This window comes from Pseudoalteromonas sp. CO342X, from assembly GCF_004208915.1.
Taxonomy (GTDB): Bacteria; Pseudomonadota; Gammaproteobacteria; order Enterobacterales; family Alteromonadaceae; genus Pseudoalteromonas; species Pseudoalteromonas maricaloris.
On sequence record NZ_SGPH01000012.1, the window covers coordinates 62,009 to 76,119 of the forward strand.

Annotated in this window: 13 protein-coding genes; 7 read left to right on the forward strand and 6 right to left on the reverse strand. The window is 43.2% G+C overall.

What is annotated here, in order from left to right:
• The first annotated feature begins 24 nt into the window (after positions 1-24).
• On the forward strand, positions 25-897 hold the full coding sequence (locus EXT47_RS04180) for a PD40 domain-containing protein (protein ID WP_130125952.1): 873 nt from the start codon (positions 25-27) through the stop codon (positions 895-897).
• A 25-nt stretch (positions 898-922) separates the two neighbouring features.
• Here EXT47_RS04180 and EXT47_RS04185 read toward each other — a convergent pair whose 3' ends face one another.
• The gene (locus EXT47_RS04185; protein WP_130125953.1) at positions 923-2,440 is read right to left on the reverse strand and encodes a winged helix-turn-helix domain-containing protein; all 1,518 of its coding nucleotides are present in this window, start codon (positions 2,438-2,440) and stop codon (positions 923-925) included.
• A 138-nt stretch (positions 2,441-2,578) separates the two neighbouring features.
• On the opposite strand from EXT47_RS04185, the gene EXT47_RS04190 reads away from it, so the two are divergent.
• Positions 2,579-4,006, forward strand: coding sequence for a serine hydrolase domain-containing protein (locus EXT47_RS04190; RefSeq protein ID WP_130125954.1), 1,428 nt, complete (start codon positions 2,579-2,581; stop codon positions 4,004-4,006).
• A 123-nt stretch (positions 4,007-4,129) separates the two neighbouring features.
• On the opposite strand, the gene EXT47_RS04195 is transcribed toward EXT47_RS04190, so the two are convergent.
• Together EXT47_RS04195 and EXT47_RS04200 are read right to left on the reverse strand one after the other, a co-directional pair.
• Positions 4,130-5,758: a methyl-accepting chemotaxis protein gene (locus tag EXT47_RS04195; RefSeq protein ID WP_130125955.1), complete on the reverse strand. Its 1,629-nt coding sequence runs from the start codon at positions 5,756-5,758 to the stop codon at positions 4,130-4,132.
• Positions 5,759-6,172: 414 nt separating this feature from the next.
• A complete protein-coding gene (locus EXT47_RS04200; protein ID WP_130125956.1) occupies positions 6,173-6,697 on the reverse strand; it encodes a hypothetical protein in 525 nt (174 codons plus the stop codon).
• Positions 6,698-6,810: 113 nt separating this feature from the next.
• Here EXT47_RS04200 and EXT47_RS04205 point away from each other — a divergent pair, with 113 nt between their 5' ends.
• From EXT47_RS04205 to map, 5 genes are all read left to right on the forward strand, one after another.
• Complete coding sequence (locus EXT47_RS04205; RefSeq protein ID WP_130125957.1) at positions 6,811-7,299, forward strand: hypothetical protein; 489 nt, start codon at positions 6,811-6,813, stop codon at positions 7,297-7,299.
• Positions 7,296-7,670, forward strand: a complete 375-nt coding sequence (locus tag EXT47_RS04210) for a rhodanese-like domain-containing protein (RefSeq protein WP_130125958.1) — start codon at positions 7,296-7,298, stop codon at positions 7,668-7,670. Before EXT47_RS04205 ends, EXT47_RS04210 begins: the two co-directional genes overlap by 4 nt.
• Positions 7,671-7,854: 184 nt before the next feature.
• A complete protein-coding gene (locus EXT47_RS04215; RefSeq protein WP_130125959.1) occupies positions 7,855-10,128 on the forward strand; it encodes a TonB-dependent siderophore receptor in 2,274 nt (757 codons plus the stop codon).
• A 194-nt stretch (positions 10,129-10,322) separates the two neighbouring features.
• Entirely contained in the window at positions 10,323-10,523 is a 201-nt protein-coding gene (locus tag EXT47_RS04220) for a ParD-like family protein (RefSeq protein WP_010375827.1), read from the forward strand.
• 1 nt (position 10,524) lies between these two features.
• Positions 10,525-11,295, forward strand: coding sequence for a type I methionyl aminopeptidase (map, locus tag EXT47_RS04225; RefSeq protein WP_039496821.1), 771 nt, complete (start codon positions 10,525-10,527; stop codon positions 11,293-11,295).
• 12 nt (positions 11,296-11,307) lie between these two features.
• Here map and EXT47_RS04230 read toward each other — a convergent pair whose 3' ends face one another.
• The 3 genes from EXT47_RS04230 to EXT47_RS04240 form a co-directional block, all read right to left on the reverse strand.
• Positions 11,308-12,111, reverse strand: a complete 804-nt coding sequence (locus EXT47_RS04230; RefSeq protein ID WP_039496822.1) for a methyltransferase domain-containing protein — start codon at positions 12,109-12,111, stop codon at positions 11,308-11,310.
• Between the two features lie 31 nt (positions 12,112-12,142).
• Positions 12,143-12,898 (reverse strand): Nif3-like dinuclear metal center hexameric protein, encoded by a 756-nt coding sequence (locus EXT47_RS04235; protein WP_039496825.1) that lies wholly within the window; start codon positions 12,896-12,898, stop codon positions 12,143-12,145.
• Positions 12,899-13,035: 137 nt separating this feature from the next.
• A complete protein-coding gene (locus EXT47_RS04240; protein ID WP_039496827.1) occupies positions 13,036-14,109 on the reverse strand; it encodes an efflux RND transporter periplasmic adaptor subunit in 1,074 nt (357 codons plus the stop codon).
• Positions 14,110-14,111: the final 2 nt, after the last annotated feature.

The window sequence follows — 14,111 nt, forward strand, 5'->3', positions numbered from 1 at the left end:
TTAATTAGTAATAGGGAGCTAAAAATGGATAACAAATTATTGACGTCTGAATGGTTGATACTGTTCGTAACTTTAGTAATGGTCAGCAAAAGCCTTGCTCAAGACGCAGAAGTATCTTTAATAGGTCCTTATCTTGGCCGAACACCTCCTGGGGACACACCTCAAGTATTTGCGCTTGGCACGGTGTCAACAGAGCACAGGGATCACAATGCGTTTTTCTCTCCCGACATGAAAACTTTTTATTTTACGCGAAAGGATCTGAATGTGAACCGTTGGAGTTTGATTGCATACGAGCAGCGAGGTAAACAGTGGCATGAAACGGTTGTTGGTCCAAGAGTTGGCAGGCCATTACTAGCACCAGATGGCGTGACCATGCATATGGGGAAATATGTTATGACGCGTCGAGAGGGGAGCTGGTCTGAAGCCAAAAGTCTAGGCCCTATGTTTGATAAAGAAAGCTGGGGGATCATGCGGTTAAGTGCATCTGCGAGTGATACGTATGTGTTTGACGATTATAAAAGTGGCGATGTTATTAGGATCTCTGAGGTGAAAGACGGTCAACGCCAAAGACCGGTTAAATTAGGTCCTGAAATTAACACTGGTCTATATAATGCACATCCATTTATCGCGCCCGATGATTCCTACATTATATGGGACGGGGTTCGAGATTCAGGGTTTGGTAACTCGGATCTTTATATCAGCTTTCGTTTGAAAGACGGTAGTTGGGGCGAAGCGATTAATTTGGGAGACAAAGTAAACACGAGTGCGCGGGAGGCGTCAGCGAGTGTAACGCCCGATGGCAAATATCTGTTTTTTAACCGTACCACACCTTCAAGAGATGCTGATATTTTTTGGGTTGATGCTCAGGTAATCGAAACGCTAAGACCTGCCAATTAACTTATTGGTATACAGCGCACAGTGACTACTTTGGTGTGCGCTTTATTCTTTTCTTTAAGTTAGTCAGAGTAAGTTGCTCAACAATGCTATCTACAAAATGAGCTTGATCTCCTGTGATGTTGAAAGGCAATGCTTTAAACCTAAACTCGTCACTAAATCCCTGTTGAATAGCCTGTTTGAAATAGTCCTGAGCCTTGTCATTTTGCTGATGGTAAAGGCTGATGAGGCCGAGGCTAAAGACTAATTCAGGGTCTTGGTTGCCGGCCTTTATCTGGTTGGCAATATCATCGGTATATTTACTTATTGATTGATGCTTAGCAGTGAGGAGTGACAAGTATAATTGACTGAATAATGCGTATCTACCGTGCTTTTCAACAGTCAGCGCTAAAACATTGGTCGCTTTATCATGATGATTGTTACTTAGATAAGAAAGGGCTGCGAACCAGTTTAACGTCTGAGTATTTGGCGCGGCTTTGGCTAATAAGTTAAGGTGTTGGATGGCTTTTTTATGCTGCGTTTGTTGCTGTAAAAACTGGACGTGTTCTAGTTGTATCCAAGGAGATCCCTTTACTTCAGGGCTGGCGTTGATAAGTACCTTGTTAAACCAGTTGGCCATATGCATTTTTCGCAGGCAGTGGAGGTAGCTAGCAACCACCTTAGGCTCGCTGGGAGAAGCCTCATAAGCTTGGCGTGCTAGTGGGTATGCATCAATGGTGTTGCCTTGCAAGAGATAGATCTCGGCTAGGTGTGACTTTACCAAAGGCCAATTAGGTGTATTTGCTATGGTGTCATTTAGAAGTTGTTGTGCTTGATGGTAATGTCCTTGAAGAGTATGGACTCGAGCCAAAAGCAGATTTGCCGATGGACTATCGGGTGTTAAATCCAGCGCTTTTTCTGTATTGATCCGGCTTTTCGTCAGCGCGTCTGCAACCTGATTATATAAGCTATAGTCACTCAATAATGCTCGACTCAAGCCCTTATAACTCTCATCTACGTCTTGTGATGTAATGATGCTTTGCTGATACAGCGCTATCGCCCGTAAATTATCTTCTAAAGTTTGTTGGGTAAAGTGTTGCTGGGCGATGCTCAATGCTGTGTCCGAGCTTGTTGAAGAAAATGGTGAGGTAAAAGGGGAGTGATATATACCGATTATACACGCCAGAGCTAGGCCGATACTTCCGCCGGCTAGAGTAGTAAATCGCTTTACTGCTGGCGCTTGCGGTTCATGATTTATCTTATTAACGGTTGCGCTAAAGCGGTATCCGAAGCTGCGTTCAGACACGATATATTCTGGTTTATTGGCATCATCTTCAAGGAGCTTTCGTAGCCTTGCTATTTGTTTTTTAATCGCATCATGAGTCACGACTCGACCAAGCCAAACTTGTTGTTCTAATTGCTGGTGGCTCACAAGGTGAGGTGCATGCTCAATCAGGTTCAGCAACAATCTATGTGCGAGCGGTGTCAGTACATGAGATACATCGCGATGACTGATGGTGCGAGAAGATACATCAAAATCCCATTTTTGATTCAACTGATACTGCAAGTCATAAATCCTGTATTTTTTATTTTATTGATTTAAGTGCTTTTAATTGTTCTGTCACGCAATGTCACCAAAGCGCACTGGCAAGCCAATATTAGATACGTAGAGTAAGACTCGTCATAACAATAAACAAGGATTTACATGAAAGCATTACCCCATTTACTGTTATTTTTATGCTTGTTTTCTATGCCTGCTCAGGCGACGACTCAACTGCAAAAACAACTAGATGACTATATCGCGCAGTATCACCAAATTAAAGAGTTTGATGGTGCCGCTTTGGTTGCTCGAGGATCTGAGGTGTTACTGCAACAAGGTTATGGGTTTGCCAACGTAGAGTGGCAAATAGCAAATCAGCCCAATACTAAATTTAAGCTAGCATCAGTGACCAAACAGTTTACCGCGCTTTTGGTATTACAACAGGTTGAGAAAGGAAAGATTGAGCTTGATGCTAATATTTCCAGTTATTTACCTAAATACCGAAAGGATACGGGAAACCAAATTACCATAAGGCAATTACTTAATCATACGTCAGGCCTACCTGATGTGTTTAAACACCCTGAATTTCGCCAAGTGCAAAGTCACAACCCTTATAACCGCGATGAGTTTATCGACCATTTCTGCTCAGGAGACTTGTTGTTTGAGCCGGGCTCTGCGTTTCGTTACAGCAATGCCGGTTACACTATACTTGGGCGTATCCTTGAGCTTGTGAGCGGAAAAAGTTACTGGCAACTACTTGAAAAGCAAATATTAGTACCGTTAGATATGAAAGAAACTGGATTTGCCGATCATAAGCAGGTAATTAAAGGCCTAGCGAATGGTTACGATACCACGTTGAAGGGGTTCAAACATGCCGATTTTATTGACATGACAGTACCTTTTTCCGCGGGCGCAATGTATTCAACGGTGCAAGATATGTATAAGTGGGACCGGGCATTATACACAGATAAACTACTAACGCCTGAGACCAAGACATTGTTATTTACTCCCTCTAAACATAGAAATTACGGGTTTGGCTGGGAAGTCACCGACAAAGAAGATGCCAGTCAAATTAAAATGCTGGTTCACCATGCTGGTGGCATCCTAGGGTTTGGGGCTAAGATTGCAAGAGTATTGGAGGACAAAACGGTTATTATTTTGCTGGATAATACAGGTGGCGCGCCATTGACACAGATGGTTGATGGCATACTTGAAATCCTTGCAGGTAGGGCTGTAGCAGCGCCTAAGTTAAGTCCATATCGGCTGCTTTTTGCAACGATTCTATCTGACGGCGTTGAAATTGCGATTAAAAACTATCAACAACAGGTTCGCGAAGGGAAGGGGCTGAGTGAGCGCCGCCTAAATCGCTTTGGGTATCAATTATTGGAAGTCGGTTATTACGACGCCGCAATTGAATTTTTCAAATTGAATGTTACGGCACACCCAAAAAGCGTGAATACCTATGACAGTCTTGCCGAAGCCTATCTTATTAAAGGAGATAAAACCAATGCAGGTGTTACTTATCGGCAGTTATTGCAATTAGATAATAACCATGAGGCGGCTAAGAGGTTTGTAGAATCAACCTTGAAGTGAGCGCAGCAGTCAACTTTTGCGATGTCTGTTACCGAGCATAGTTTTCCGATGATAAAGTGCCTCAATTATATAGCGCCTAGCCGTACGTAGGCTTAGGCGCTATTTATCCATTATGGCGGTATTTTAGAGCGTAAACTTGTCGACTTGTGACTTTAAGTCGTGGGCAAGTTTACTCATTTCATTACATGCCGTCGCGGTTTGGTTGGCACCTTCGGTCATTTCAACGGCTGAATAATTGATAGTTTCGATATTTTTGTTCAGTTCCTCTGAAACCACAGATTGCTGATGACAAGCTGACGCTATCTGCGTACTCATTGCTGCGATGCTATCAATTTGAGATTCAATTTGATGGATCATATTACCAGCGACTTCTGATTGCTCAACACAAAGTGCAATACCTTGTTCACAGCTCTTGGTTGCCACGCCGGTTTCCTTCGACTTGGCTTGTAGGTCGTTGACGATTTCAACAATTTGCGTGGTTGAATCTTGAGTGCGCTGAGCCAGTGAGCGAACTTCATCCGCAACAACGGCGAAACCACGTCCTTGAGCGCCTGCACGAGCGGCTTCAATAGCGGCATTTAATGCCAATAGATTCGTTTGCTCCGCGATTTCTCTGATTACATCAACAACCACATTAATGTTGTGTGAGTTTTTCTCGAGATTGTTTGCCAGCTCGCCTGCAAATGTGACCGTTTGTGCAACTTCTGAAATATGATTAATATTTGATTTAAGTGCGTCGCTGCCTTCTCTGGCTTTTTCGCTCGCCTGATTTGCTGACTCAGCACCCATTTCTGTGCTTTTTGCGACTTCACTAATTGCTGCTTGCATTTGTGTCATCGCGGAGGCGACGGATTGCAGCTCATTTTGTTGTACATTCATCCCTTGCGCATTTTGGTAAGAAATGGCATTCACTTCTTCTACTGCTGCAGTTAATTGAATGGCAGAGTCATTGATTATGGTGATTAAGGCGTGTAACTGTGAACGCATTTTTTCCAAAGATTGGGTCAATAAACCTAGCTCGTTTTTACCCGTATCTTCAACGGCAATCGCGTGATTTAGCTCACCACGCGCTATTTTACTAGCAAGATCCACGGATAAAGCGAGCGGCGTCTTAATTGCTCTACTCAACAGCATGCAGATAACTACTATGGTTACCGCCACGAGTAATCCAGAAATCGCCAAAGTAAACAGGGTACTATTGACTGCTGATATAGCTGAACGCTCGGACTTTTCAACACTGCTATCATTTAACGCTTCCAGCTCGCTAAGCTCAGACATGGCGTTGGCAAACAGGGGATAGCTATCTAAAATGATCCGATTCGCTTCTTTGGCATCACCATTGATGATGAGGCTCTCATAACGATACGTGGCATTGACGTATCGCTGCCAAGCGGTAATAAACGCATTGAACAGTGCTTTTTCTTCTTTGCTGACTGGTAATGATTGATAAAATAATACCTTATCATCAAGTGACTTTTTCAAGTCTCTTAAAATGGCGAGCCAATTTTGAACTTCTGGATCTTCAGGGTTCAATGCAGTACTAAACTCATCTTTACGTATTGTTGCTAAGTCAATTTTAATGTCTTTGATGGTTTCCATCGAAGGAATGCTGGTTCTGACTATGTCGTTCAGATTGGCGTTTACTTCTTTCATTCCTTGGTAGCTCATCAAGCCAACTCCAATGAAAATGACAAAAAGTAAGGTGAAACTTAACGTTATTTGGTTAGAAATAGATAGTTTTTTTAACTGCATTATTGAAGCTCAATGAATCCATGGATGATGATTGATATTTAAAGGGGCGGTATTGTATTTGAAAAGCAGGTGATATTAATAATTAAATGTTTTTTGCTAATGTTTGCAGTTTGTATTATTTGTTGATTATATTTTGTGTTTTAAATTTGTGATTTTTTAGCTGAAAGTCAGTGTGGTTTTTTATCCTTTTTTTGTGGTTTTATTTTCTAAAAAATGTCCAGTTTTTAACTTTGTCACATCACTTACTTTTTTGTTTTAAATCTTTGTTTTATGTGGCTTTATAGGTGGCGTTGAATGATGAGATTGGAGTGTGTAGGCTAGGTGAATTAAAATTCACCAAAATTTTAGTTGTAGAAATCTGCATAATATTGATTTAGTTCAGTTGTTATGAAGTAATAGAAGCGCTAGGACTATTTAGACTTCATACCTTTTATCTCGTTGCCTAGTCATTTCATCAAGTACCATTTGGATCATCTGTTGTTTTATATCAGCATACTGTGATTTAAGTTCGTCAAGTTGCTGGGTTAAAATCTCAATTTCTTTTTCTGTTTCATTATCGCGATACTGTTTTGCGCCGGTATGCTCATATCTCAGGATATCTTCTTGTGTTGTTGGGATATCAGCATCACTTACCGTGGATACTTTTATGGCCCGTTGTAGAGGTGTTTTTTTTAACTCGCTAATAAGCTGTTGTAAATGTTGGATTTGCTCTTTCATTAGGGCTTCTGACTGTTCTAACATTTCATATTGTTGCTTAAAATTAGGGTTGTTACCTTTGTATTTCTTTGCCATTTTATCCATAAACTCAGTCAGTATGGTTTCATTTTCAGGTTCAGGTTTTGCTTCCGTTTCCTCTGTGGAGTTACTTGTGGCAGTGGATGTTTCGTTGTTTGCGTTTAGTGCGTCGGCAAAGTGATGTGGCTTCATTTGAATTTCCATAACGTTATCCTTGTTATCTCTATTTCTAACTGTATCGGAGTATTTTCTGATTTCTTTAGCTGTTTGGTTAATCCCCGCTAAGCTAACAAGGTTGGATATAAGGAGTCAGTGAAATGAAGGTATGGTTGGTTATTAGTATTTTGTTTTTTAGCAGCAACAGCTTAGCTAAATGTGAAGAGCAAGTATTTAGACAGTTTGATTTTTGGCTTGGAGACTGGTCGGTAACGAGCGTAGGAGGCCTTGAGTCTGGACGTAATCGCATTACCCGTGAGTATGATGGTTGTGTCATTAAAGAAAGTTATACCACTGAACTTGGGTATCGTGGTGAGAGTATAAATATTTATGATCCATCCACTCATCGTTGGCATCAAACTTGGGTGGATAATAGCGGGCTGTTGTTACGGTTGGATGGTGAGTTTCATGAAGGGAAAATGGTATTACAAGGGGATAGGAAAAATGCAGCAGGTATTAAGGTGACGGATAAGATAACATGGACTGCGAATCCCGATGGTACGGTACGTCAAGTTTGGCAGAGTAAGCAAGGGGTCGATAAGTGGCAAATAGTATTTGATGGATTATACAAAAAGGAGACTGAAAAATGAGAAAACTGATTATTAGCTTTATGTGGTTTGTTAGCAGTATTTGCTACGCACAGTCGGAAACGATCACACAGCAAGCGCTGATGGTAAATCAGATGTCTGCAGATGCTTACACTATAGTGGACGTACGAAGCCCTGAAGAGTTTGCCGCAGGACATATCAAAGGGGCAATAAACATTCCCTTTAACGAGATTGAGACGCATCAGGAAGAACTGACTAAATTGACTGATACACCACTCGTTGTGTACTGCCGCTCAGGGCGTAGGGCTGGCATATTTATTGAGGCACTGGCGCCAAAAGGCTACACCTTAAAACACCTAGAAGGTGATATGAATAAGTGGCTGGCGGAGTCTTTACCTGTGGTGAAAAAGTAGGGGCTCCCTACTTTTTGAGTAAATAGCAGAGGGTAAAAGGCGAAACTCAATAGGGGTTGGTCGCTGGCACGTTTGAATAGCACTTAAAATAACTTCATATAACTAAAAAAGGGACTTGAAAGAAGTATTAATATAAATGATAATCACTATCGTTTTCAAAATGAAGTTAATTTAGGGAAAAACGATGCGCTCTTCATCTCCACGTACACTAAACCATTCTTTAAAACTCTCTCTTTGCGCCACTTTTGTGCTGCTCTCACTACACGGCAATGCACATGCCGCTGAAGTTGCTGATGATACGCTAGCTGCTGATGCTGTGGGTGATGGCAGGGCTCAAGAACTAGAGCATATTTATGTGACTGGCACGAGTGTAAAAAATTACACAGAGTCTGCGAACAAAGCAGCATTAAAAATGATTTTATCACAGCGTGAAACGCCTCAAGCGGTAACCGTTATCACAAACCAAATGATGCAAGATTGGCAAACGGTTAACATTGATGAGATCTTGGAACATGCAACGGGCTTTTATGCAAAGCGTGGAGCCAGTCTCGATAGGACACGTTTTTCTGTACGTGGCGGTGATGTCAATTTAATCCAAATAGATGGTGTACAACAGTTTCCTGGTGGCCGAAGACCAAATGTAAATGGGGATGCGGTTGCTTACGAGCGCGTGGAGATTGTACGTGGTGCAAATGGTTTATTAACTGGCGTTGGTGACCCAACCGCCACCGTAAACTTAGTAAGAAAACGTGCAACAAGCGATGAATTTAAGGGCAGTGTGGCGGTTTCGGCCGGTAGTTGGGATAATTACCGTGCAGAGGTGGATGTGGCGAGCGGGTTAAACCAAGAAGGCAGTATTCGCGGCCGCTTTGTTGCTGCACATTATGAAAGAGATTCTTATATTGAGCGTTATAGCCAAGAGAAGACGTCCATATATTCTACTATTGAGGCAGATCTGACCGATTACACCTTATTACGACTCGGTGTGGAATATGCTGATACTGCTTCAAAAGGGGCGATAAATAGTCACTCTCAACCATACTTTTACGCTGATGGCAGTCGCTATCAGGGACGCCGTGGTGACACCGGGATGACGGCAAAATGGAGTAGCTGGCCAATTGAAGAATACACCTATTTTGTTGGGCTTGATCACGCGTTTGAAAACGATTGGCAACTTCATGCCATCGCGACTTACAATACCATTGAGATGCAAGGTGGGCAGCTGTTTTTCGTCTATCCTGATGGGCCTATTAACCCAGATGGTAGCAGCGATAATGGATTCGGTTACAGTGCTGTAATAAGTAGCTCCGAAGATGAACAAAAGACAATAGACTTGTCACTCCAAGGCCCAGTAGAGCTATTTGGTCGTACGCACGATGTTATTTTCAGCTACAACCAATTCAAGCGAGAGCGTACGTCATTTGGTAATGAAGCAGACCAAACCACGATTTCATTAGAAGGATTAAATTTTCACGATTGGACTGGTGACGTGCCGCGCTATCCGTTTAAAGATTTAGGTCGTGATAGTTTGACGGTAACAGACTCTAATGGTGGGTTTGTGGCCGTGCGTGTTAACCCGCATGATGATGTTAAACTTATTGTTGGCGCTAGGATCACCAATTGGGAGTACGATATTGACCTATATGATCCTAACAACGGTAAGTTTCTTCGTAACCGCTATCATGAAAAGGTGGATACAGAAGTCACCCCTTATGCCGGAGTCGTGGTTGATATCAATGAACAATATAGTGTTTACGCAAGCTACACAGAAGCATTTCAGCCGCAAGCCTATTTTGATATCAATGATAAAATGCTCGACCCAAGCACAGGCGAAAGCTATGAGCTAGGGGTAAAAGGTGAGTTGCTTGATGACACCTTGAACTTTACGGCAGCGGTGTATCGCAATGTTGAAAATGGACTTGCGATTGCCGATCCAAATTACCCAGACAGCTATCTAACTCCGCAGGGCAATAGGCCATATATTCAGCGCGGTGAAGGCGATACGACAGAAGGCTTTGAAGTTGAATTTACGGGCTCTATCAATGAGCAGTGGAATATCAGCTTAGGGCTGTCAAAACACAAAACTGAATCAAAAGATGGCAAAGAGCTGTTAACGGATCAGCCCAAAGAGCTGATCAATCTGTATACCACCTATGACTTTAGCGCGTTTGTTGACGGCTTTACTGCGGGGCTTGGAATTAATTGGCAAGGTAGCTTTTATGCAATACCACAAAGGCCATTGCCGGGCGGCGGTAGCGAGGCGTATAAGATCACACAATCTTCCGGTGCGTTACTTAATTTAATGGCAAGATATGAAGTGAGTGAACAACTTAGTGTGTCGCTTAACTTCAACAATCTACTGGATGAAAGTTACTACAACAGTATTTCATCTTGGGACGGCTACGTAATGCACGGCGAACCGTTCAATTGGCAATTAGGGATGCGCTATAGCTTTTAGTGAGTCAACCTAAGCTTGGGTGACGTAAGCTTGAAATACGGAATGCACCGCCGAAGCGGTGCATTTTTTTGCCTCAAATTCTTTGCTTCAAATCTTTTGCCTCAAAACAATAAGCAAATTGGCATTAGATTTTGCATTGTTCCGCAACTTCGTTATTATATAAAGCATATATGATATGTATATGGTTTATATAAATGGGTATCGTAAAAATTTCAGATGAACTACACGATGAGATCCGTGAAGCGAGCACTGTGATGTCGCGCTCAATCAATTCACAGGCTGAGTTCTGGATTAAAATTGGGCGACTTGCCGAGCGCAATCCAACGCTTACTTTTACAGAAATCATTACGGCAGAGATGTCGCGAGTGAAGTCACAACAGCCAAAAGGAAATTGAGATGCAAGGGGTTACCTTCAAAACCGCTGATGAGATCCAATTGATGCGCGAAAGTGGACGATTGCTTACGCAGGTGTTTGACTACATTGATAGTTGGATTGAACCCGGAATTTCTACGCTAGAGATTAATGATAAAGTGCACAACTTTATTGTTGATGAGCTTAAAGCGCGTCCTGCCAGCCTTGGTCAATATGGTTATCAGTTCGTCCTCAATAGCTCTGTAAACGAGGTTGTGTGCCATGGTGTGCCGAGTAAATCACAAATCTTAAAGTCTTCTGATATTGTAAACATCGATATTACGCTTGAGAAAAATGGCTTTATCAGCGACTCCAGCAAAATGTACGTGATGCCAGACGCATTACTCCCAGCCAAAAAGTTAGTGGCAACGACTTACCAAGCGATGTGGGCTGGGATAAAAATGGTTAAACCTGGAGCAAAACTTGGGGATATCGGTGCGGCTGTACAGCAAGTGGCAGAAAAAGCCGGTTACACTGTGGTACGTGAGTATTGTGGTCATGGGATAGGTAGAGAAATGCATGAAGCGCCAAATATATTGCACTATGGCAAAGCAAATACCGGGATGACGCTAAAGCCTGGGATGACCTTTACCATTGAGCCGATGATCAATCAGGGAAGCGCAAAAATTAAAACCAAAAAAGATGGCTGGACTGTGGTAACCCGAGATAAAAAGCTATCGGCGCAGTGGGAGCATACGGTGTTGGTAACAGATGACGGTGTTGAGGTGTTAACCCTAAGAGCGGAAGAAGCGTAAGCAGTGTTGTACTTACGCTTTTTTTAACATCAAGTGGGTATAACGACCTAGAGACGCGTAGGGCTCTTTACGATTGTATTTAAGCTCCAAGGCGAGCAAAGCATCAAAACCTTCATCCGCCTTACTCAACTCCCTTAAGTAGTCATGAAAACAGCGAACACCGGTTTTTTGCATAACGCTGAGTTTTGCTTTATCAAGCCAAGTTGCCATATCAGTTTGGCTAATTGGTTTATTGGGACTGAGACCTACTTTTTGCTTTACCTTAAGGTCTTTTTGCACATAGTCGAAGTTACCGTACACCATATTGGCCATCAGATGCGCCTCATGGTTGAAATACATTAGCGAAAGCAAGCCAGTTTCGCTTAGCTGCGACTTTAGCAGCATAAGCGCACTTTGTTGCTCAACCAGCCATTCAAGCACCGCATGGCACAATACTAAGTCGAATTGTCCTAAGTTCAGCGTATCGAGCGCTTGCAGGGGCGCGTGGATAAAATGAAGGTGGTCATTTAGTCCAGCTTCATGCGCGCGCGTTTTGGCAAGTTCAAGCATCTCTTCTGAAATATCAATCACAGTGACATGGTGGCCAAGCGAAGCTAAATAGAGCGCCAATTGCCCTTGTCCGCCGCCAACATCTAATATGCGTTTGCCACTTGATTGCGTTAGCCAGTCAACTTGTGCGCTTAAGTCACGCTTGAGCACCGCTTCTCTGATTTTACCTTTATTAGTGCCATAGATATTGTTTTTAAACTTGTGCGTTAGTTCAGCAAAGTTTCTATCTGTCGGTGCTGGTTTTTGTTGCTGCTTTTTTCTAGCCATATGCAAGATCACTTAATTAAGCAAAGTGCTATTAAACCGGGTTGTCGATATCAATAAATTCAACATCCAAACCATATTGCGCAGCCAAATATTCACCAAGTGCCTTCGCGCCGTAACGCTCTGTGGCATGATGTCCTGCCGCGATAAAGTGGATCAGCTGTTCGTTTGATGAATGAATGGTTTGCTCTGATGCTTCACCCGTTAAGTAGGCATCAATGCCTTGGCTTGCCGCGAGATCGATAAAGCTTTGCCCACCACCTGTACACCAAGCGATGGTGCTGATCGGGTGATCGCCTGCAACATTTAAGAGCGGCTTTCTACCGAGTTTCTCTGCAACTAAAGCGGCAAAATCAACAGCAGTCATTGGCGTCGTTAATTTACCTTTTACCGCTACGCTATTTTTATTCCAAGGTTCAAGCGGTCTTTCATATTCAAGCCCAAGTAACTTACCGAGCTGTGCGTTATTTCCGAGTTCAGGATGAACATCCAGTGGAAGGTGGTAAGCGATTAAGTTGATGTCATTGGCAAGCAGGGCTTGTAGGCGGCGCTTTTTCATGCCAGTGACACATTGATCTTCCCCTTTCCAAAAATAGCCGTGGTGAACCAAAATGGCATCTGCACCACGTTCAATAGCGGCATCAATTAAAGCTTGGCTGGCGGTAACACCCGTGACGATTTTTTGGATTTCGTCTGTTCCTTCCACTTGCAGACCATTTGGACAGTAATCATTAATTTGAAATGGCTTCAGTAATTCCGTTAATTGATTCACTAATTTGGTTCGTTTCATAACACCCCCTAACTCTCAGATAGCGCTAGTTTAACTGGTTTTACGATAGATCAAAAAGGGAGAATATCGTGGGGGTGGAAAAGAAAAATGAGCCGCTCGTCCATGAGTGAGCTCATTGGGCTAGTAACTGATTGTTATTAAGGGTTTGTCACCTCTACGTCTTGTCCTGTTTGTAGACGCTCTGCGCCGCGAACCGCGACTTTATCACCGGGATGTAAGATATCGCTGGTGCGGGGAGTAATTTCAACCCATTGGCCTTTGCCATTACCGACGGTGACAGGAATTTGTTCGGCTTTATTTTGCTCATCTATTTTGACGATATGGGTGCCTTGCTTACGTAATATTAAGGCGTCCCGGTCAACTAGCAATACGGGTTGTTTGCTGGTGAGCGGCACAGCCACATCAACTAATTGACCAATCGCCCACGTATGGGTTTGATCTGCTGCCAGTGCTGCACGCACTTCAACGGTTTGTGAGCGCGGATCGGTTGAGGGGATCACAGCTGTAACTTTTGCTGACGTATTATCTGGCTGCGATAAGTCACCAGAACGGATTGGCAGCACTATGCCTTTTTGCAAAAACTTCAAGTACTTAACTGGCACATATAAGCGAACTTCAAGATGATGGATATCTAATATGGTGAGCAGTTCATCGGCGCGGTTTATTTCTCGTCCCGCGCGTTTAAAACGTTCACTGATAACGCCATCAAATGGAGCACGGACCGTTGCGCGGGACAACTTATCGTCAATAACCTTAAGTTCGACTTCTGCTAAGGCGATATCCGACAGCGCTAGGTCATGTTTATTCTGCATTTCATCGACTTGGCTCTCTGCCGCACTGCTGGTTTTTGCGAGCTTTTTTAATCGAGTCAATTCTTGTTGATATAAGCGTAAATTGATCTTGGCTCGATTTAATAATTCGGCTTGGCGGGCTTTATCGAGTTCCAACGGGAGTGTGTCCATACGCACTAAGATTTCGTCTTTTGCGACACTGGTACCGGGTTCTGCTACGTACAACAAACGGCCACTAACTCCAGCGGTCAGCGTCACATCGTCTTTTCCATACAGTGTGCCACTAACTTCAATTTCGCTCGTGAGAGGGGCTTTTGTCACTTCAGCGACGGTGACTGGCACGACGGCGAAGGCTTGTGGTGCAACGATCCCAGCACACAGTGCTAGGGCCTGAAGTGTCTGTTTTATCGGGTTTTTCATTC

What these genes read in the sequence shown, in the direction of transcription:
- EXT47_RS04190 (WP_130125954.1), top strand. Translation starts at nt 2,579, where the DNA reads ATGAAAGCATTACCCCATTTACTGTTATTTTTATGCTTGTTTTCTATG.
- EXT47_RS04195 (WP_130125955.1), bottom strand. Translation starts at nt 5,758, where the DNA reads ATGCAGTTAAAAAAACTATCTATTTCTAACCAAATAACGTTAAGTTTC.
- EXT47_RS04210 (WP_130125958.1), top strand. Translation starts at nt 7,296, where the DNA reads ATGAGAAAACTGATTATTAGCTTTATGTGGTTTGTTAGCAGTATTTGC.
- map (WP_039496821.1), top strand. Translation starts at nt 10,525, where the DNA reads ATGCAAGGGGTTACCTTCAAAACCGCTGATGAGATCCAATTGATGCGC.
- EXT47_RS04200 (WP_130125956.1), bottom strand. Translation starts at nt 6,697, where the DNA reads ATGGAAATTCAAATGAAGCCACATCACTTTGCCGACGCACTAAACGCA.
- EXT47_RS04205 (WP_130125957.1), top strand. Translation starts at nt 6,811, where the DNA reads ATGAAGGTATGGTTGGTTATTAGTATTTTGTTTTTTAGCAGCAACAGC.
- EXT47_RS04235 (WP_039496825.1), bottom strand. Translation starts at nt 12,898, where the DNA reads ATGAAACGAACCAAATTAGTGAATCAATTAACGGAATTACTGAAGCCA.
- EXT47_RS04215 (WP_130125959.1), top strand. Translation starts at nt 7,855, where the DNA reads ATGCGCTCTTCATCTCCACGTACACTAAACCATTCTTTAAAACTCTCT.
- EXT47_RS04230 (WP_039496822.1), bottom strand. Translation starts at nt 12,111, where the DNA reads ATGGCTAGAAAAAAGCAGCAACAAAAACCAGCACCGACAGATAGAAAC.
- EXT47_RS04180 (WP_130125952.1), top strand. Translation starts at nt 25, where the DNA reads ATGGATAACAAATTATTGACGTCTGAATGGTTGATACTGTTCGTAACT.
- EXT47_RS04240 (WP_039496827.1), bottom strand. Translation starts at nt 14,109, where the DNA reads ATGAAAAACCCGATAAAACAGACACTTCAGGCCCTAGCACTGTGTGCT.
- EXT47_RS04220 (WP_010375827.1), top strand. Translation starts at nt 10,323, where the DNA reads ATGGGTATCGTAAAAATTTCAGATGAACTACACGATGAGATCCGTGAA.